Raw genomic sequence first — 18,324 nt, 5'->3', positions numbered from 1 at the left:
CTCGCGTCAGCGCGCATCGGGAGGGCTTTTTGTTTTTTCATTCCAGGAGCAAAATGCATGAGTATTACGCGACGGAGTTTGATGAAGAATGCGGCAGCGCTGGGCGTGTTCGCGGGAACAGGCCTGCCGCACATCTGGATCAAGAATGCCGATCTCGCCCGCGCCGCCGGCGGTGAAATCAAGGTCGGCGTGCTGTTCTCGCTCACCGGCACCACGGCGATCATCGAGGAATCGCTGAACAAGGCGACGCTGCTGGCGATCGAGGAGATCAACGCGGCCGGCGGCATCAAGGGCGCCAAGATTGTTCCCATCATCGAAGATCCGGCATCGGATCCCGCGACCTTCTCCGAGAAGGCGCGCAAGCTGGTCGTCGGCGACAAGTGCGTCAGCGTGTTCGGCTCCTACACCTCCGCGAGCCGCAAGGCGGTGCTGCCGGTGTTCGAGCGCCAGAACAATCTCTACTGGTATCCGACCCTTTATGAGGGCCGCGAGTGCTCCAAGAACGTCATCTACACCGGTGCCGTGCCGAACCAGCAGCAGGACGAGTTCGTCCCCTGGCTGATCAAGAAGTTCGGCAAGAAGTTCTACCTGATCGGCTCGAACTACATCTATCCGAAGGAAGAGAACAACTACTGCAAGAAGCTGCTGGAGAAGTACGGCGGCGAGGTCGTTGCCGAAGAGTACGTGCCGCTCGGCCATTCGGAATTCTCGTCGGTGATCAACAAGATCCGCTCGACCCAGCCGAACGTGATCTTCTCGACCGTGGTCGGCGATTCGGTGGTCGCGCTGCACCGCCAATACCGCGCCGCGGGCCTCGATCCCGAGAAGATGCCGATGGCGAGCCTGACCACCTCGGAGAACGAGGTGGCGGCGATGGGCGGCGAGGCGGCCGCCGGCCACTTCACCTCCGCTCCCTATTTCCAGGTGCACAAGTCGCCTGAGAACGAGAAGTTCGTCGCCGCCTACCAGAAGCGCTGGGGCGCCGACAAGGTGACGCACTTCGTGTCGGAAGCCTGCTACTTCCAGACCTACCTGTTCAAGCAGGCAGTCGAGAAGCTGGCGCCGAGCGACATCACGCCCCCGAACATCCGTGACGCGGTCAAGGGTGCCGAGACCATCGCGCCCCAGGGCAAGGTGCGGATCGAAGGCGAGAATCTGCACACCTGGCTGTGGCCGAAGATCGCGCAGGCCAAGTCCAACGGCCAGTTCGAAATTCTCGTCGAAGCCAAGGAGTGGCTGAAGCCGGTGCCGTACGCCGCCTATCCCGGGCAGGTCTGCACCGAGAAGGGCCTCGTCGAGAAGAGCTGACGGCTGGGGGCGAACGACGGCCGCCGGCATCTCCCTGCCGGCGGCCGACTTCACGGAGACACGCGCGTGGACCAATTCTTCGAACAGATCATCACGGGCCTCAGCATCGGATCGATTTTGCTGCTCGTGGCGATGGGACTGTCGATCATCTACGGCTCGATGGGCATCATCAATCTCGCGCATGGCGAGTTCGTCATGCTCGGCGCCTACACCGCCTGGCTGTTCCAGACCACTTTCGGGCTCGGCCTGCTGGCGAGCCTCGTTCCGATCTTCATCGTCGTGGCGGCGATCGGCTGGGTCATCGAACGCTACGTCCTCAGTCTGCTCAACAACCGGCCGCTCGATACGATTCTCGCGACCTGGGGTGTCGGCATCATGCTGCAGCAGGGCGTGCGGCTGATGGTCGGCAGCGAGCTGCGCTATGTCCAGCTGCCGCCGTCGCTGGCCGACAGCATGGATGTGTTCGGTCTCGCGGTGTCGTCCTATCGCGTGTTCCTGTTTGTCGCCGCGCTGGTGCTGTTCGCGGCGACCTGGATGCTGATGAACCGCACTACGGTCGGCATGAAGCTGCGCGCCATCATGCAGGACCGCTCGGTAGCGGCCTCCTTCGGTATCAACGCCAAGCGCATCTACGCGCTGACGTTCGCCTATGGCGCGGGCCTTGCGGGGCTCGCCGGGGCGCTGGTGTCGCCGCTCAAGAGCGTGTCGCCGGACATGGGCACGGGTTATGTCGTCGACGCCTTCATGGTGGTGGTGCTCGGCGGTGTGCAGAGCCTCGCCGGCACGGTGTTCAGCGCCTTCGCCCTTGGCGAGCTCTCCGGCGCCATCGCCTTCCTGCAGAACGACACCGTGGCCAAGGCGCTGGTGCTGCTCGCCATCGTCGTTCTCATCCGTTTCCGGCCCGAAGGGCTGTTCACCACGCGCGTGCGCGCCTGAGACCAGATTGCTGTCCATGTCATCGAAGACTTCCCCCAACGGACTGCAGCGTCTCGGCACCCAGATCGCGCCGCTGCTCATCGTCTGCGCGCTGGTGTTCGCACTGCCGCTGATCCTCAACAACGACTTCCTGCTCAACAAGATCGCCCGCTATCTCGTGCTCGGCATTCTCACGGTATCGCTGGCGCTGTCATGGGGCTATGGCGGCATCCTCAATCTCGGGCAGGCCATGACCTTTGGCATCGGCTCCTATGCCATGGCGATGGCGCTGAAGCTCAAGACCATTCCGGTGCACACCGGCTCGAGCGGCCTGCCGGACTTCATGGTCTGGAACAACGTGCCGTCGCTGCCGTGGTTCTGGGTACCGTTCAAGTCGCTGCCGTTCGCGCTCGCCGCCGGCATCCTCGTCCCGGCGCTGGTCGCGGCCGCGCTCGGCTGGTTCATCTTCCGCAGTCGCGTCACCGGCGTCTACGTCTCGATCATCACGCTCGCCACCATGGTGGTGCTCAATCTCGTGATCATCGATCAGCAGAGCTACACCGGCGGCTTCAACGGCATCACCGATCTCGCCCAGCTCGAGATTTTCGGGATTGCCTTCGATGCCTACGGCCGCGCGACCTACTATCTGGTGGCGAGCTGCGTCCTGCTCAGCCTGCTGGTCGCGTTCGCCTTCACCCGTACCAAGGCCGGCCTCATCGTCCAGGCGATTCGCGATCACGAGAGCCGGGTGCGCTACTTCGGCTACGACGTCGCCGGCTACCAGATCTTCGTGTTCGCGCTGTCGGCAGCGATCGCGGGCCTCGCCGGCATGCTCTACACGGTGGTGATGGAGTTTGCCTCGCCGACCTTCCTCGGCGTGCAGCTGTCGCTGTCGGTGGTGGTGTGGTGCGCCGTCGGCGGCCGCCAGAGCCTCGTCGGCGCCTTCCTCGGCGCGGTGCTGGTCGCGGGCATGCAGGGCGCGCTGTCGGAATCCGCCGCATTCCTCGAAACCTGGACGCTGGTGATGGGCGCGCTGTTCGTCCTCGTCGTCCTGTTCCTGCCCAAGGGCCTCGCCGGCTTCGCACAGGGCGCCTGGCGCTGGATCGCGCAGCGCCGGCAGGCCACGCACGGCGTCGCCGAGAGCGTCGGCCAGACCACGGAGGGCAGCGCATGACCACCCATCTCGAATTGCGCGACGTCTGCGTGTCCTTCAACGGCTTCAAGGCGCTCAACCAGCTCACCATGAACGTACGCAAGGGCGAGCTGCGCTGCCTGATCGGCCCCAACGGCGCCGGCAAGACCACGGCGCTCGACATCATCTGCGGCAAGGTCAAGCCGACCTCGGGCAGCGTGGTGTTTGACGGCACGGCGCTCAATGCGCTGGAGGAGCACCAGATCGCGCGCGCCGGTGTCGGCCGCAAATTCCAGGTGCCGAGCGTGTTCCGCGAGCTGACGGTGAGCGAGAACCTCGAGGTGGCGCGGGCGCGCCGGCCCGGCGTGCTCGCCAACCTGCGCTGGGATATGCGCCGCGCCGGGCAGGCGGAGGTCGAGCGTCTCGCCGAACTGATCGGCCTGACCGACCAGCTCGAGCAGCCGGCATCGTACCTGTCGCATGGCCAGACCCAGTGGCTGGAGATTGGCATGCTGGTCGCCCAGGACGCCGAGCTCATCCTGATGGACGAGCCGACCGCGGGCATGACTGCGCAGGAGACGCGCAAGACCGCCGAGCTGTTTGCGCGGCTCAAGGGCCGGCACACGCTGGTGGTGGTCGAGCACGACATGGGCTTCGTCAAGGCGATTGGAGACATCATCTCGGTGATGCACATGGGACAGCTGCTGGCGGAAGGCACCGCCGCGGAGGTCGAGGCGCATCCCGACGTCCGTCGCGCCTATCTCGGATCGGGAGGCATCACCAATGCTTGAGCTGGCGGATGTCGACGCCTTCTATGGCAACAGCCGGGCGCTGCAGGGCATCAACCTGAAGGTCGGCGCCGGGGAATTCCTGTCAGTGCTCGGCCGCAACGGCGTCGGCAAGACGACGCTGATGCGCAGCATTCTCGGCCTGATGGACCGCGTCACCGGGCGCCTCGCGCTCGATGGTTCGGACATCTCGGCCCTGCGCACCTACCAGCGCGCCAAGGCCGGCATTGCCTATGTACCGCAAGGCCGGGGCATCCTGCCGCGCTTCACCGTGCGGGAGAACCTGATGCTCGGCACCTTCGCCGCGAAAGCGCCCGACGGCATCGAGGAATGGGTCATCGACCTGTTTCCTGTGCTCAAGGATTTCCTCAACCGCTATGGCGGCAACCTGTCGGGCGGCCAGCAGCAGCAGCTTGCGATCGCCCGCGCGCTGCTCGCCCAGCCCAAGGTGATCCTGCTGGACGAGCCGACGGAAGGCATCCAGCCGAACATCGTCGAGCAGATCGAGGACGTGATCACGCGCCTCAACCGCGAACACGGCATCACGGTGGTTCTGGTCGAGCAGAACGTCGCGTTCGCGCGCCGCGCATCCCATCGCTTCGCGCTGCTCGAGAAGGGGCGCGTCGTCGCCAAGGGGGCGATCGCCGAGCTCACCGACGATCTCATCCAGCGTCACATGGCGGTCTAAGCAGATTGAGCGGTCCAAGCAGGTCTGGCGGTCTGCAGGTCTGGCGGTCTAACGGGTTTTACGTCGTTCACTTGAAAGGGAGTCGAACACATGTTGCATGGTGACATTTCGAGCAGCAAGGACACGGTCGGCGTTGCCGTCGTCAACTACAAGATGCCGCGGCTGCACACCAAGGCCGAGGTTCTCGACAACGCGCGCAACATCGCGAAGATGGTCGAGGGCATGAAGCTCGGCCTGCCGGGCATGGATCTCGTAATCTTCCCGGAATACTCCACCCACGGCATCATGTACGACTCCAAGGAGATGTACGAGACGGCCTCCAGTGTGCCGGGCGAGGAAACCGCGATCTTCGCCGACGCATGCCGCAAGGCCAAGGTGTGGGGCGTGTTCTCGCTGACCGGCGAGCGCCATGAGGAGCACCCCAACAAGGCGCCCTACAACACGCTGATCCTGATGAACGACAAGGGCGAGATCGTCCAGAAGTATCGCAAGATCATGCCGTGGGTGCCGATCGAGGGCTGGTATCCCGGCGACTGCACCTATGTCTCCGATGGCCCCAAGGGCCTCAAGATCAGCCTGATCATCTGTGATGACGGAAACTATCCCGAGATCTGGCGCGACTGCGCCATGCGCGGCGCCGAACTGATCATCCGCTGCCAGGGCTACATGTACCCGGCCAAGGAGCAGCAGATCCTGATCTCGAAGTCGATGGCCTGGGCCAACAACTGCTATGTCGCGGTGGCCAACGCCTCGGGCTTCGACGGCGTCTACTCCTACTTCGGACACTCCGCCCTGATCGGCTTCGACGGCCGTACGCTCGGCGAGTGCGGCACCGAGGAGAATGGTATCCAGTACGCCCAGCTGTCGGTGTCGCTGATCCGCGACGCCCGCCGCAACATGCAGTCGCAGAACCATCTCTTCAAGCTGATGCACCGCGGCTACACCGGCCTGATCAACTCCGGCGACGACAGCCGCGGCCATGCGGTGTGTCCGTACACCTTCTACAAGAACTGGATCACCGATCCGGAAGGCACCCGTGCCCAGGTCGAGGCGATGACCCGGCCAACGGTGGGCACCGAGGAATGTCCGATCGAGGGCATTCCCAACCAGCGTACCGCGCATCGCTGAACGCGGCCTGCCGCCGCGCCGGCACGCTCGTTCGTGCCGGCGCGGCGGACCACGGCGACTTCTTCCACATCTCACACGACACAGTATCGGGGGGCGATATGAGCAGTGAGGCGAATACAGGGATCGTGCACCAGGCCGAAGGGCAGATCGACGAACTACTCGGTCACGAATACGAGCACGATCCGGTGCCGTTGAGCGCGCGCCGCAGCGCGTTCTCCGTCACCATGGTCTGGATCGGCTTTCCCATGATCATCACCGGCGCGATGACCGGATCGCTGCTGGTGCTGGGCATGGGATTCAAGGCGGCGCTCGCCGCCATGATCATCGGCAATCTCATCATGTTCGCCTATGTCGGCGCGCTCGGCCTCATCGGCACCAACCGCGGCATGAACTTCGCACTGATCGCCAGCATTGTGTTTGGCAAGAAGGGCTATGTGCTGGCCTCGGGGCTGCTGTCGACCTTGCTGCTCGGCTGGTATGCGGTGCAGACCGGCATCACCGGCGCGCTGATCTCCTCGACGTACGGCCTCAACTACGTCGCCATGACCATCGTTGCCGGCGTGCTGTATATCGGCATCACCTTTGTCGGCGTGAAGGGTCTGCACTGGATCGGGCTGGCGTCGGTGCCGCTGTTCGTCATTCTCGGCCTATGGGTCGCGATCGATGCGGCATCGACCACATCGGCATCCGCCATCCTCAACTATGCCGGCAACAACGGCGTCGCCTCGATGTCCATGGGCGTCGGCCTCACCGTGGTGCTGGCCTTGTTCATCGATGCCGGCACGGTGACGGCGGACTTCAACCGCTGGGCGCCGAACAGCCGCGCGTCGCTTGCAGCCACCTTCAGTGCATTTCCGTTCGCCAATCTCGTGGCGATGCTGGTCGGCGGCGTCATGACGGCGGCGCTCGCGGTGCCCAACGCCAACCCGTTCGGCGTCGACAACATGTTCGGCTACATGAACGGCAAGCAGCTGACCTGGCTCAGCATTCTCGCCTTCGTGTTCCTCTACGCCAATCTCGGCTCGGTGTGTTCGCACTGCCTCTACAATGCCGCCACCGGCTGGTCGCGAATTCTCGGCACCAACATGCGGGTGATGGCTGTCATCCTTGGCGCGATCGGCATCGTCGTCGCCGCCGGCAACGTCTGGGCATTCTTCATCCAGTGGCTGTCGCTGCTCGGCATCCTGGTGCCGCCGATCGGCGCCATCATCCTGGTCGACCAGTATCTGTTGCGCAGCGGCGCGCAGGCCGATGCAGACTGGCGCGCCCGGCCGTTCATCGCCTGGGGCATAGGGTCGCTGTGCGCCTTCGCGGTTGAAAACCTGATGCCGGGATTGTCCACTGCGATTTCCGCCGCACTCGTCGCCGGCATCGCGTACCTGGTGATTGCACGCACGAGCGCCACGGCAGAGAAGGCGGCCAGCGCTGCATGAGCGCTGGCCCATCAAGAAACGGAAAGGGCAATCGATGAGCGTCGATTACGAAATCTACGATCTGGGGAACGTTACGCTGCAGCGCGGCGCCACCATTCGCGACTGCAAGCTCGCCTACAAGACGTTCGGCCAGCTCAATGCGGCCAAGGACAACGTCATCGTCTATCCAACCTGGTACTCGGGGCAGCACTACGACAACGAGTGGCTGGTCGGGCCGGGGATGGCGCTGGATCCGGCCAAGTACTTCATCATCATCCCGAACATGCTCGGCAACGGCCTGTCGTCGTCGCCGAGCAACACGCCGGAGCCCTATAACGGGCCGCGCTTCCCGCAGGTGACGGCCTACGACAACGTCCGTGCCCAGCACCGCCTGGTCACGGAGAAGTTCGGCATCAAGCATATCCGCATGGTGGTGGGCTGGTCGATGGGGGCACTGCAGACCTTCCACTGGGGCGCGCTCTATCCGGACATGATGGACCTGCTGGCGCCGTTCTGCGGCTCGGCGAAATGCTCGCGCCACAACTTCGTGTTTCTGGAAGGCGTCAAGGCGGCGCTCACCGCCGACGCCGCCTGGAAGGAAGGCTGGTACACCGAGAAGCCGGCGCGGGGCCTGCGCGCGGCCGCCCGCGTCTATGCCGGCTGGGGCTTCTCGCAGGCGTTCTATCGTCAGCAGCTCGACATCAAGACGCTGGGCTACTCCTCGCTCGAGGATTTCCTGGTGGCGTTCTGGGAAGGCTTCTTCCTGCCCAAGGATCCCAACAACCTCCTGACCATGCTGTGGACCTGGCAGAACGGCGACATCAGCGACAACGAGATCTACAAGGGCGACTTCAAGGCGGCCCTCGCCGGCATCAAGGCCAAGACCTATGTGATGCCCGGGCAGACCGACCTGTACTTCCCGCCGGAGGACAGCGAGTTCGAGGTCGCGCACATGCCGAACGCCAGGTTCGTGCCGGTGCCGTCGGTGTGGGGACACTTCGCCGGTGGCCCCGGTACCAACCCGGTCGATGTCGACTTTATCGACGGGAAACTGAAGGAGCTGCTGGCGTCGTAACGACCGGCCGCCATGTGCAAGGAGGACGTGAGATTGTCCAGTGCCCCGTTGCTGCTCGACCAGTACCGCATCGCCGACGAGCCGTATTACCGGCCCGTCGGCGACGAGGTGGCCCTCTTCAGCGCGGCCTATGCCAGCCGCATGCCGGTGATGCTGAAAGGGCCGACTGGATGCGGCAAGACGCGTTTCATCGAGTACATGGCCTGGCGGCTCGGGCGACCGTTGATCACGGTCGCCTGCCATGAGGACATGACGGCGGCAGACCTCGTTGGCCGCTGGCTGCTCGACCCGCAGGGCACCATCTGGAACGACGGGCCGTTGACCACGGCGGTGCGGCTCGGCGCGATCTGCTATCTCGATGAGATCGTCGAGGCGCGGCAGGACACGACCGTGGTGATCCATCCGCTCACCGACGATCGCCGCGTGCTGCCGCTGGAGAAGCGCGGCGAGCTGATCCGCGCCCATTCCGACTTCCAGCTCGTGATCTCCTACAACCCGGGTTACCAGAGCGCTATCAAGGACCTCAAGGAATCCACCAAGCAGCGCTTCGCCGCGCTCGACTTCGGCTATCCCGAGCGTCCGGTGGAGGCCGAGATCGTGGCGCGCGAAGCCGGCATCGATCCCAATCTCGCCGATCTTCTGGTCGGCATCGCCGGCCACAGCCGCAACCTCAAGGGGCAGGGCCTCGACGAGGGCGCCTCGACGCGCATGCTGATCAACGCCGGCCGCCTGATCGGTTGCGGTATCGACCTCGACGATGCCTGCGAGACCACCATCGTCGTGCCGCTGACCGATGACGCTGACATCCGCAACGCGCTGCGCGACACCATCGCGGCATGTGCGTAGAGGCGTCCGTGAAGGCCTGATCGCCGAGGTATCGATGCTGGCAAGGCCGCAGAGCGCAGGGTGATCGAACCGGATGTGATGGAATGGGTAGGGCAGCTCCACATTCAGCGTCATGCGCGGGCTTGACCCGCGCATCCAGCCTGCCGTCGCCTGGGGGAGGCGCCGTGAAGCTGGATCACCGGGTCACGGCGCTGACGCGCCGGCCCGGTGATGACGCGGAAGGGTTTGCAGCGCCGGGGCATCCAACCCGTATCGCCACGTTGCCGTCGTAGCGGAGCCAGCGATGTCGAGCGCCACCATCAGTTCGCTGGACAGCTTCCGCTTCAGCCGCCGCCTGGCGACGGTGCTGCAGGGGCATGACGACCTCACGACGGCGTTTCATGGAGCGAAGGTGGCGCTGCAGCGCCGCGCCGATGTCGCCGAACATCTCACGGCATGGGACGAGGTGCTGCTCGGCCTGATGGACGCCAATCTCGGCGATCTCGTCGTGCGCACCTATCTGCGCATCTCCGGGCAGTGGCCGCAGAGCCGGCCGGTGGCGGATCTGCTTGCGGTCGGGCGCGCGGTACGGCTGGTCGGGCGCGAGGCCGGCAGCCGTGAAGCCCTGGCGTTGCTGATCGAGCTGCCGAAGGTGCTGCAGCGGTTGCCGACCTCGATGGAGCTGACGATCGCGCTCGACGCACTGCACGAACTGGCTGAGGCCGCGCCCGATGTCGTGGCGCTGGTGCTCGGGCGGCTGGAACGGCTGCTGACCCAGGCGAACGCCGGCGACTTCGCCGCCTGGATTTCCGGCGGCCTGCGCTCGGCCTCGACCAGCGCCCGGCGCCGCCGCGCCTATTTCGGCCTCGACGATCCGCTGTCGGCACGCCTGCTCGCGCTCGGGCGTTCGACCGGCGATCTCACCCGGCTGGAGCGCCGTCTCGCAGCCAACATGCATGCGTTGTGGGACTGGACGCCGCGCTTCCGCAAGCTCACCGCGACCGAAGCGCTGCCGGTGCCGCGCCGCGCCTCGCTCGTAGCCGGCCTTATCGGATTGCCGGAAAACTTTCCCGGCTACGGCGAGGCGCGCGCGGATGCGCTCTACCGCGCCGCCGCCGCCCATGCCGGCGCGCATTTTCGCCACTCGACGGTGCGCTTTCCAGTCGGCCAGCTCAAGCCGCTGCAGATCGCGCTGGTGTCGCTGATCGAGGATGCGCGGGTCGAGACGCTGGCGCTGTGCGACATGCCGGGCCTGCGGCGGCTGTGGCTGCCGTTCCACAGCGCCCAGCCGACCGACACCATGACCGCCGCGGGCCTGATGATGCGCCTGTCGCGTGCGCTGCTCGATCCGGAGTACGCCGACGACAGCGGTTGGGTCGCCAAGGGCCGTGCGCTGTTCGCGGACGCCGCGCCGCGCTGGCACGATCCGGCGATCAGCCGCGAGATCGGCGGCCTGCTCGGCAATGACATCGGCCAGATGCGTCTGCAGTTCAATGCGCGGACCTATGTGGTCGAGCCGGTCTATCGCGACGACAACCTCGCGCTGTGGGATTTCGGCGACCAGCCGGACGCGCCCGCGGAGGAGATTGAGCTCACGGTCGATTCGGTGCGGATCGAGCGCGAGCAGCGCGACGATGGCCAATCGCAGGACGACAGCGCGCCGCCGGATGAGACCCGCCGCGCCCGCACGGCGCAGGTGGCGCTGCTCGACGGCCTTCCCGCCGCGACCTATCCGGAATGGGATTATGCCGCTGGCATCGAGCGGCCGGACTGGACCACGGTGCTGGAGGCCGTCGCGGCACCGGTCGGCCAGGCGCACGCAGCGCATCCGCCGGCAGCGGACATGCAGGCAATGCAGCGCATCGCCGCGCTGACGCGCGATGCCTCGATCGGCCGCCGCGTCCGCCTGCGCGCCCAGCGCGAGGGCGACACCCTCGACATCGATGCCTGCATCGCCCAGGCGATCGATCGCCGTGCGGGGCTGTGGCCGGAGCCGCGCGCCTATCAGCGCGACATGCCCGGCCCGCGCGATCTCGCCGTGCTGCTGCTGCTCGACCTGTCGCAGTCGACCGCCGATCGCGACCGCCAGGGCCGGTCCATTCTCGCGGTCGAGCGCGAGGCGGCGACCATTATGGCAGCCGCAGTCGCCGACGCTGGTGATGCCATCGCCGTGCATGGCTTCAATTCCGATGGACGCGAGCGCGTGCGCTATCTCCGCATCAAGGATTTCGACGAGCCGATGGACGCCATCGCCCGATCGCGGCTCGCCGGTCTTGCCAGCAGCCATTCGACGCGGCTCGGCCCGGCGTTGCGTCATGCCGGCCAGGCGCTGGCGCAGCGTCGAGCGTTCCGCCGCGTGCTGCTGGTGCTGACCGACGGTGAGCCATCCGACGTCGACGTGCCGGATCCGGCCTACCTTGCCGAGGACGCGCGGCGCGTGGTGCAGCAGTTGCGCCGGCGCGGCATCGACACCTTCGCATTCGGCATGGGCAAAGGTCCGTTCCGCCAGCTCGACCGCATCTTCGGCGAACGCCGCGCGCTGCGCGTGCCGCGCGTCGAGGTGCTGCCGGCGCGCGTCATGCATCTTTATGCCGAGCTGAAGAAGTAGCCGCGGGTTTCGCTAGTCCTTGATGAGGTGCGCGCGGTTGACTTTCTCGCCGCGCGCCTTTTCCAGGGTGGCGATCGCCGCGTCGCGGGCGTTGAAGAAGATCAGACGCATGGCGCGTTCGGCCTCGGCGTCGCGGCCGGCGGCGAGGGCGGTCGAGACGATCTCCCATTCCCTGAGCGCGGCCTGCTGGCGGCGCGGCGTGAAGAAATCGAGCGAGCGTTCACGCCAGATCAGGCCCCACAGCGTGCGGTCGAGCTGCTGGTGCAGCAACCGCGACAGATACTGGTTGCCGCAGTGCGCGGCGACGATGCCGCCGCAGCGCGCCACCGCGCGGGCAAAGCGCTCGGGCGGCGTGCCACGCGCTTTCGCCAGCCGGCGCAGTTCGGCGATCGCAGTGTCGAGGTCGGCAGCGACGCTGCGATCCTTGCGGCGGGCGAGGTCACGCACCGCAAGGCCCATCAGCGCGGCGCGGACATTGAAGATCTCGATGATGGTGTCGAGGGTCACGGCGATCGCATAGGCGCCGCGTCGCGGAAAGAAATTGACGAGGCCGCGTTGCTCCAGCGCGCGGATCGCTTCGCGCACCGGCCCGCGGCTGACGCCATAGAGCGTCGCCAGTTCCTGCTCGCGGATTCGTTCGCCGCCGCGATACTCGCCGCCGATGATCGCGGTGCTGACGTGATCGGCGATCTGCTCGGGAATGGTGCGCGTGCGCTCGCCGCGCCGTCGTGACGTCGCCGTGCGCGGACCGGCTTCAATGTTCGTCATGTGCTGTCGTCGCCCCATCCATTCCAGAACGCGGAAATACTAGGCGCATTATCGCTCACTTGTCCAATTGTCGACAATTGACAATTGGCCGGTCGCGTGGTCCGCTTGGGTCACAAGCAGGCATGTCGCTGCACGCACAGAACACGTGCGGTGCAGCATGGCAGCGCCGCAGTCTGCGAGACGAACATGCGTCCATCTCGCGGCGGTGGCAGATGCGCAACCGCACAAGCGGCCAGAAAAGACGGATGCAGCGCATCCGGTCCACGGGAGGACGACCATGAAGGCGACGAGGATCGTGTTTGCGCTCGCGGTGGCGCTGTGCCCGACGCTGGCATCCGCGCAGGCGAGCGGCGGCCTGACGGTGGCGTTCGGCGCCGAGGGCACGACGCTCGATCCGACGAAATATTCCGCCGGCGTCGACCACTACTTCATCTCGCAGATGTTCGAGCAATTGGTTCGCTACGATCCCGACCAGAAGATGGTGAACTGGCTGGCGCAGTCGTGGGAGCTGCAGCAGCAGGACGGCAAGCCGGTGATCGACGTCAAGCTGCGTCCCGGCGTCAAGTTCCACAACGGCGACCCGCTCACCTCCGCGGACTTCGAATTCTCGTTCCAGCGGCTGCGCGATCCCAAGGTCTCGCGCTGGTCGCACCTGCAGGCCAATGTCGAGCGCTTCGAGATCGTCGACGACCTGCACTTCCGCATCCATTTCAAGGAGCCGGACGGCAACTACATTGCCGATTCGCTGGAACTGTGGGCGATCCCCAAGAAATATTTCGAGCAGGTCGGCGAAGACGGTTTCGCCAAGGCGCCGGTCGGCACCGGTCCGTGGAAGTTCGTGTCGCGCTCGGTCAAGGAGGATCTCAAGCTCGAGGCCTTCGACGACTACTGGAACAAGGACGCGCGGCCGAAGGTCAAGAACCTCACCATCAAGATCATTCCCGAGGACCTGACGCGCGTCGCCGCGTTCAAGTCCGGCGCGGTCGACTGGATCGACAATGTGCCGCCGGCGATGGTCGCCGAATTCAAGAAGATGCCGGGCGTGAAGACCTTCACCGCGATCTCCGGCAACAACCTCTACATCGATTTCCCGACCTACAAGCCGGAGTCGCCGTTCAACAAGCTCAAAGTCCGTCAGGCGGTCGCGCAGGCGATCGACATGGATGCGATCATCAAGAGCGTGCTGTTCGGCCAGGGTGAGCGCTATGCCGAAGTCGGCAAGGGCAGCACCGGTTACGATCCCGATCTCAAGCCCTGGGCCTACAATCCGAAGGAAGCCAAGCGCCTGCTGACCGAGGCCGGCTATCCCAACGGTTTCGAGACACCCTGCTACAACCTGACGACGCCGCGCGAGCCCAACGTCAAGGAGATGGGCGAGGCGATCTTCGCCTATCTCGGCACGGTCGGCATCCGCTGCAAGGTGCAAGGCCTCGAATACGGCGCGTGGATCAATCTCGGCCGCCGCGGCCGCAACGGCCCGCCGGAAATGGATGGCATCCTCAGCTGGATGTGGACGCAGGGCCTGCCGGGCGATCCGGCGACGCCGTGGGGTGGGCATTTGCATAGCTTCGTGCCGGGCAAGGGCTGGGGCAGCTATTCTTACACCGACGACAAGCAGGCTGACGCCATGGTCGAGGAGCTGAAAGCCACCATGGATCCGGCAAAGCGTGAGGAAGTGATCCGCAAGATCTCGCGCTACAAGCATGACAACGTCCTCGGCGGCCTCACCACCTATCGCCCGGTGATCACCTTCGCCTGGCGCGACAAGGTCGAGTTCAAGCCCTGGCCCTATCCGGGCGCGTGGCGCGGTTTCCAGGAAATCGGGCTCAAGCCGTAAGCGGACCTGCGGAGCAAACCCATGCTCGCCTACGCCCTGCGCCGGCTGCTGCACGGCATCGTCAGCATCATCGGCGCCTCGATCCTGATCTTCGTGATCTCCCGCATGACGGGCGATCCCATCGTGCTGCTGCTGCCGGTCGACGCGCCGCAGGCGCTGATCGACCAGACGCGTGAGGCCATGGGCCTCGATAAGCCGGTGTGGATGCAGTACCTGATCTTCGCTGGCAAGGCGCTGACCGGCGATTTCGGCAATTCGTACCGCTGGCAGATGCCGGCGCTGACCCTCGTGCTCGATCGGCTGCCGGCAACTATCGAACTCGCGTTGTCGGCGCTGCTGTTCTCGGTGGCGCTCGCCGTGCCGCTCGGGGTGCTCTCCGCGGTCCATCGCGGCGGCTGGATCGACAAGCTCGGCAAGGGCTTCGCCATGCTCGGGCAGGCGATGCCGGGCTTTTGGGTCGGCCTGCTGCTGATCCTGGTGTTCGCGGTGCAGCTCAACTGGCTGCCGGCGTTCGGAGCGGGCGGCCTCTCCCATCTCGTCCTGCCGGCGATCGCACTCGGCTGGTATCCGGTCGCGGCGCAGACCCGCATCGTGCGCTCGGCGATGCTCGACGTGCTCGACAGCGACTACATCCGCATGGGCCGCGCCCTCGGCGCGCCGGAGCGGCTGCTGGTGTGGAAGTACGCCTTCCGCAACGCCGCGGTGCCGCTGGTCACCGTGCTCGGCGTCTACTTCGCCTCGATGCTCGGAGGCGCTTTCGTCGTCGAGGTGATCTTCGCCTGGCCGGGTCTCGGCCGCACGGTGGTGGAGGCGGTGTTCGCGCGTGACTTCCCGGTGGTACAGGCCGGCGTGCTGTTCACGTCGATCCTGTTCGTCGCCTCCAACCTGCTGGTCGATCTCAGCTACGGCCTGATCGATCCGAGGATCCGGCACGATGGTTGATGTCTCCGTCACCCCGACCCCACCGCCTGGCGCGATGCGCTGGCGATGGCTGCGCCACTTTGCCGGCACGGGCGTGCCTTACGTCTCGCTCGCGATCTTCGCGCTCGTGGTGATCGCGGCCATCGGCGGCGAAGCGATCGCGCCGCACGATCCCAACGGCCTCGACCTCGGTGCCGCGTTTCATCCACCGGTGTGGCAGGCCGGCGGTTCGATCGACCACCTGCTCGGCACCGACAATCTCGGCCGTGACGTCCTCAGCCGGATCATCGCCGGTGCGCGGATCTCGCTGACGGTCGCGCTCTATGCCATCGTCATCTCCGGCGGCGTCGGCGCGCTCATCGGCATGATCGCCGGCTATTTCGGCCGCTGGGTCGATGTCACCATCATGCGGCTCGTCGATATCCAGATGTCGATCCCCTCGCTGGCGCTGGCGCTGGTGATCGCCACGGTGCTGTCGCCGAGCCTGACCACGGTGATCGTGGTGATCTCCATCACCTACTGGACGTGGTATGCCCGCATCGTCCGCGGCGAGATCCTGTCGCTCAGGGAACGCGACTATGTCGCGCTCGCCAAGGTCGCCGGCTGCTCGACGCCGACCATCTTCGTGCGCCACCTGCTGCCCAACGTGCTCAACACCCTGCTGGTGCTGGCGACGCTGCAGGTTGGCCAGGTGATCATCTTCGAGGCGTCGCTGAGTTTTCTGGGTCTCGGCATCCAGAGCCCGGACGTGTCCTGGGGCCTGATGCTGGCGGACGCGCGTAGCTATATCGAGAACGCGTGGTGGGCGATCACGCTGCCCGGCGTCGCGATCATGCTGACCTGCCTGTCGGCCAATCTGATCGGCGACTGGCTGCGCGACACCTTCGATCCCAAACGCAGGCAGCTCTGACATGACGATGACCGAGGCGCGCAAGCCGCCACTGCTCAAGGTCTCGGGCCTCAAGACCTATCTCCATCTGCGACGCGGCGTGGTGCGCGCCGTCGATGGCGTCGACCTCGAGGTCGCGGAGGGCGAGACCCTCGGCGTCGTCGGCGAGTCCGGCTCGGGCAAGACCATGACCAGCCTGTCGATGCTGCGCCTCCTGCCCAAGCCCGGCGGGCGCATCGTGTCCGGTTCGATCGAGCTCGACGGCACCGATCTCGTCAAGCTCAGCGACGACGAGATGGCGCGCGACTGGCGCGGACGGCGCATCTCCATGGTGTCGCAGGATCCGCTGACCTCGCTCAATCCGGTATTCACCATCGGCGACCAGGTCGGCGCACCGTTCCGCTACCACAACCTCGTCCAGGGCCGTGGCCCGATCCGCCGGGCGGTCGAGGCGGTGCTGGGGCGGGTACGGATTCCCTCGCCGGCCAAGCGCCTCGACGATTACCCGCACCAGTTCTCCGGCGGCATGCGCCAGCGCGTGGTGACGGCGATGGCGATCGCCTGCGCGCCGCGCCTCTTGATCGCCGACGAGCCAACCAGCGCCCTCGATGTCACCATCCAGGTGCAGATGATGGAGCTGTTCCGCGAGCTGCAGCGCGAGAGCGGCGTCGGCATCATCCTCATCACCCACGACCTCGGCGTTGCCGCCGGCATCTGCCACCGCATCGCGGTGATGTATGCCGGGCGGGTGGTGGAGAGCGGCGACGTCCGCGAGATCTTCCGAAATCCCGCGCACCCCTATACGCGGGGGCTGCTCAACTCGATTCCCCATCTCGGCCAGCGCCGCCGTCGGTTGGAGGCGATCGCCGGCCAGCCGCCGAGCCTGATCGATCCGCCGCAAGGCTGCCGCTTCGCCGCGCGGTGCCCGCAGCGGATGAAGCGCTGCGACGACGATCCGCCGGTGTTCGAGGTCGGGCGGGGCCACAAGGCGGCGTGCTGGCTGGCGGAGCCACGGCCATGAGGAGCCCGGACGACGGAGGGGGTGGGGCGGCGACGCCGCTGCTCGAGGTGCGCGACCTCACCAGGCATTTCCGCATGCGCGGCGGCGGCGTCGTGCGCGCGGTCGAAAATATCAGCTTCCGCATCGGCCGCGGCGAGACCTTCGCGCTGGTCGGCGAATCCGGCTGCGGCAAGACCACGCTGACCAAGCTGGTGCTCGGCCTCGAACAGCCGACGTCCGGCGATATCCTGTTCGACGGGGTGGCGCTGGCGTCGGCGTCGCCGGCGCAGCTGCGCGCCTATCGCCGCCAGGCGCAGGCTGTGTTCCAGGACCCGTACGCCTCGCTCAACCCGCGGCTGAGGGTAAGCACCATCATCGCCGAGCCGCTGATGGCCCATGGCATCGGCGACCGCGCCAGCCGCCGCGCCCGTGTCGCCGAGCTGCTCGACGTCGTCGGCCTGCCGGCGACCGCGGCGGACCTCTATCCGCACGAATTCTCCGGCGGCCAGCGCCAGCGCATCGCCATCGCGCGCGCGCTCGCGCTCAAGCCGTCGTTCATGGTGCTGGACGAGCCGATCTCGGCGCTCGACGTCTCGATCCGCGCGCAGATCCTCAACCTGCTCGCGGACATCCAGGAGGAGTTTGGCCTGACCTATCTGGTCGTTGCCCACGACCTCGCGCTGGTCGAGCATTTCTCGTCCCATGTCGGCGTGATGTATCTCGGCAGCATGGCCGAGCGCGGGCCGACCGCCACGGTGTTCGCGCGGCCGCATCATCCCTACACCCGCGCGCTGCTCGCCTCGGTGCCGCGGCCGGATCCTGACCATCGGCCGCCGGCCGGCGTGATCCGTGGCGAGATCGGCAGCGCGGTGGCCCCGCCGCCGGGCTGCAAGTTCAATCCGCGCTGCCCCTACGCCACCGACATCTGCACCACCGAGGCGCCGGCGGCGCGCACGCTCGAGGCGGGGCAACTCGTCGCCTGCCATCACACCGAAGTCATTCCGCCATTGTCGTTGTCTCCAGCCTGACA

The 18,324-nt window shown here is 66.2% G+C and carries 16 protein-coding genes; 15 read left to right on the top strand and 1 reads right to left on the bottom strand.

Annotated features, from left to right (window positions below):
• Positions 1–57 precede the first annotated feature (57 nt).
• From JQ639_RS14305 to JQ639_RS14260, 10 genes are all read left to right on the top strand, one after another.
• The gene (locus JQ639_RS14305; RefSeq protein WP_256443027.1) at positions 58–1,308 is read left to right on the top strand and encodes a transporter substrate-binding domain-containing protein; all 1,251 of its coding nucleotides are present in this window, start codon (positions 58–60) and stop codon (positions 1,306–1,308) included.
• A 66-nt stretch (positions 1,309–1,374) separates the two neighbouring features.
• Positions 1,375–2,244, top strand: a complete 870-nt coding sequence (gene urtB / locus JQ639_RS14300) for an urea ABC transporter permease subunit UrtB (RefSeq protein ID WP_211967079.1) — start codon at positions 1,375–1,377, stop codon at positions 2,242–2,244.
• 16 nt (positions 2,245–2,260) lie between these two features.
• A complete protein-coding gene (urtC, locus tag JQ639_RS14295) occupies positions 2,261–3,397 on the top strand; it encodes an urea ABC transporter permease subunit UrtC (RefSeq protein ID WP_211967080.1) in 1,137 nt (378 codons plus the stop codon).
• On the top strand, positions 3,394–4,146 hold the full coding sequence (gene urtD, locus JQ639_RS14290) for an urea ABC transporter ATP-binding protein UrtD (protein WP_211967081.1): 753 nt from the start codon (positions 3,394–3,396) through the stop codon (positions 4,144–4,146). The genes urtC and urtD overlap by 4 nt, the downstream gene beginning before the upstream one ends.
• Complete coding sequence (gene urtE / locus JQ639_RS14285) at positions 4,139–4,831, top strand: urea ABC transporter ATP-binding subunit UrtE (RefSeq protein ID WP_211967082.1); 693 nt, start codon at positions 4,139–4,141, stop codon at positions 4,829–4,831. The genes urtD and urtE overlap by 8 nt, the downstream gene beginning before the upstream one ends.
• Before the next feature lie 90 nt (positions 4,832–4,921).
• Entirely contained in the window at positions 4,922–5,959 is a 1,038-nt protein-coding gene (locus JQ639_RS14280; protein ID WP_211967083.1) for an aliphatic amidase, read from the top strand.
• Between the two features lie 98 nt (positions 5,960–6,057).
• A complete protein-coding gene (locus JQ639_RS14275; protein ID WP_211967084.1) occupies positions 6,058–7,392 on the top strand; it encodes a purine-cytosine permease family protein in 1,335 nt (444 codons plus the stop codon).
• A gap of 34 nt (positions 7,393–7,426) precedes the next feature.
• A complete protein-coding gene (locus JQ639_RS14270) occupies positions 7,427–8,446 on the top strand; it encodes an alpha/beta fold hydrolase (protein ID WP_211967085.1) in 1,020 nt (339 codons plus the stop codon).
• 33 nt (positions 8,447–8,479) lie between these two features.
• Positions 8,480–9,292, top strand: a complete 813-nt coding sequence (locus JQ639_RS14265; RefSeq protein ID WP_249123205.1) for a CbbQ/NirQ/NorQ/GpvN family protein — start codon at positions 8,480–8,482, stop codon at positions 9,290–9,292.
• Positions 9,293–9,575: 283 nt separating this feature from the next.
• On the top strand, positions 9,576–11,879 hold the full coding sequence (locus JQ639_RS14260; protein ID WP_211967087.1) for a nitric oxide reductase activation protein NorD: 2,304 nt from the start codon (positions 9,576–9,578) through the stop codon (positions 11,877–11,879).
• A 12-nt stretch (positions 11,880–11,891) separates the two neighbouring features.
• Here JQ639_RS14260 and JQ639_RS14255 read toward each other — a convergent pair whose 3' ends face one another.
• A complete protein-coding gene (locus tag JQ639_RS14255; protein WP_211967088.1) occupies positions 11,892–12,647 on the bottom strand; it encodes a GntR family transcriptional regulator in 756 nt (251 codons plus the stop codon).
• A gap of 277 nt (positions 12,648–12,924) precedes the next feature.
• Here JQ639_RS14255 and JQ639_RS14250 point away from each other — a divergent pair, with 277 nt between their 5' ends.
• The 5 genes from JQ639_RS14250 to JQ639_RS14230 are packed head-to-tail and all read left to right on the top strand — an operon-like array spanning position 12,925 to position 18,322.
• The gene (locus JQ639_RS14250) at positions 12,925–14,484 is read left to right on the top strand and encodes an ABC transporter substrate-binding protein (protein ID WP_211967089.1); all 1,560 of its coding nucleotides are present in this window, start codon (positions 12,925–12,927) and stop codon (positions 14,482–14,484) included.
• 21 nt (positions 14,485–14,505) lie between these two features.
• Positions 14,506–15,426 carry an ABC transporter permease gene (locus JQ639_RS14245; RefSeq protein ID WP_211967090.1) on the top strand — a complete coding sequence of 307 codons (921 nt, stop codon included), beginning with the start codon at positions 14,506–14,508 and terminating at the stop codon, positions 15,424–15,426.
• Complete coding sequence (locus tag JQ639_RS14240) at positions 15,419–16,315, top strand: ABC transporter permease (protein WP_211967091.1); 897 nt, start codon at positions 15,419–15,421, stop codon at positions 16,313–16,315. The genes JQ639_RS14245 and JQ639_RS14240 overlap by 8 nt, the downstream gene beginning before the upstream one ends.
• 7 nt (positions 16,316–16,322) lie before the next feature.
• Positions 16,323–17,315 (top strand): ABC transporter ATP-binding protein, encoded by a 993-nt coding sequence (locus JQ639_RS14235; RefSeq protein ID WP_211967264.1) that lies wholly within the window; start codon positions 16,323–16,325, stop codon positions 17,313–17,315.
• Positions 17,312–18,322 (top strand): ABC transporter ATP-binding protein, encoded by a 1,011-nt coding sequence (locus JQ639_RS14230; RefSeq protein ID WP_211967092.1) that lies wholly within the window; start codon positions 17,312–17,314, stop codon positions 18,320–18,322. Before JQ639_RS14235 ends, JQ639_RS14230 begins: the two co-directional genes overlap by 4 nt.
• The last annotated feature ends 2 nt before the right edge of the window (positions 18,323–18,324 follow it).

The sequence above is a fragment of the Bradyrhizobium sp. U87765 SZCCT0048 genome, from assembly GCF_018131225.1.
In the GTDB taxonomy this organism is placed as follows: domain Bacteria; phylum Pseudomonadota; class Alphaproteobacteria; order Rhizobiales; family Xanthobacteraceae; genus Bradyrhizobium_A.
This window is presented reverse-complemented; position numbering and strand designations above follow the sequence as displayed.

Coding starts and splice junctions, on each gene's coding strand:
- JQ639_RS14305 (WP_256443027.1), top strand. CDS start 58: ATGAGTATTACGCGACGGAGTTTGATGAAGAATGCGGCAGCGCTGGGC.
- urtC (WP_211967080.1), top strand. CDS start 2,261: ATGTCATCGAAGACTTCCCCCAACGGACTGCAGCGTCTCGGCACCCAG.
- urtD (WP_211967081.1), top strand. CDS start 3,394: ATGACCACCCATCTCGAATTGCGCGACGTCTGCGTGTCCTTCAACGGC.
- urtE (WP_211967082.1), top strand. CDS start 4,139: ATGCTTGAGCTGGCGGATGTCGACGCCTTCTATGGCAACAGCCGGGCG.
- JQ639_RS14280 (WP_211967083.1), top strand. CDS start 4,922: ATGTTGCATGGTGACATTTCGAGCAGCAAGGACACGGTCGGCGTTGCC.
- JQ639_RS14275 (WP_211967084.1), top strand. CDS start 6,058: ATGAGCAGTGAGGCGAATACAGGGATCGTGCACCAGGCCGAAGGGCAG.
- JQ639_RS14270 (WP_211967085.1), top strand. CDS start 7,427: ATGAGCGTCGATTACGAAATCTACGATCTGGGGAACGTTACGCTGCAG.
- JQ639_RS14260 (WP_211967087.1), top strand. CDS start 9,576: ATGTCGAGCGCCACCATCAGTTCGCTGGACAGCTTCCGCTTCAGCCGC.
- JQ639_RS14255 (WP_211967088.1), bottom strand. CDS start 12,647: ATGACGAACATTGAAGCCGGTCCGCGCACGGCGACGTCACGACGGCGC.
- JQ639_RS14250 (WP_211967089.1), top strand. CDS start 12,925: ATGAAGGCGACGAGGATCGTGTTTGCGCTCGCGGTGGCGCTGTGCCCG.
- JQ639_RS14245 (WP_211967090.1), top strand. CDS start 14,506: ATGCTCGCCTACGCCCTGCGCCGGCTGCTGCACGGCATCGTCAGCATC.
- JQ639_RS14240 (WP_211967091.1), top strand. CDS start 15,419: ATGGTTGATGTCTCCGTCACCCCGACCCCACCGCCTGGCGCGATGCGC.
- JQ639_RS14235 (WP_211967264.1), top strand. CDS start 16,323: ATGACCGAGGCGCGCAAGCCGCCACTGCTCAAGGTCTCGGGCCTCAAG.
- JQ639_RS14230 (WP_211967092.1), top strand. CDS start 17,312: ATGAGGAGCCCGGACGACGGAGGGGGTGGGGCGGCGACGCCGCTGCTC.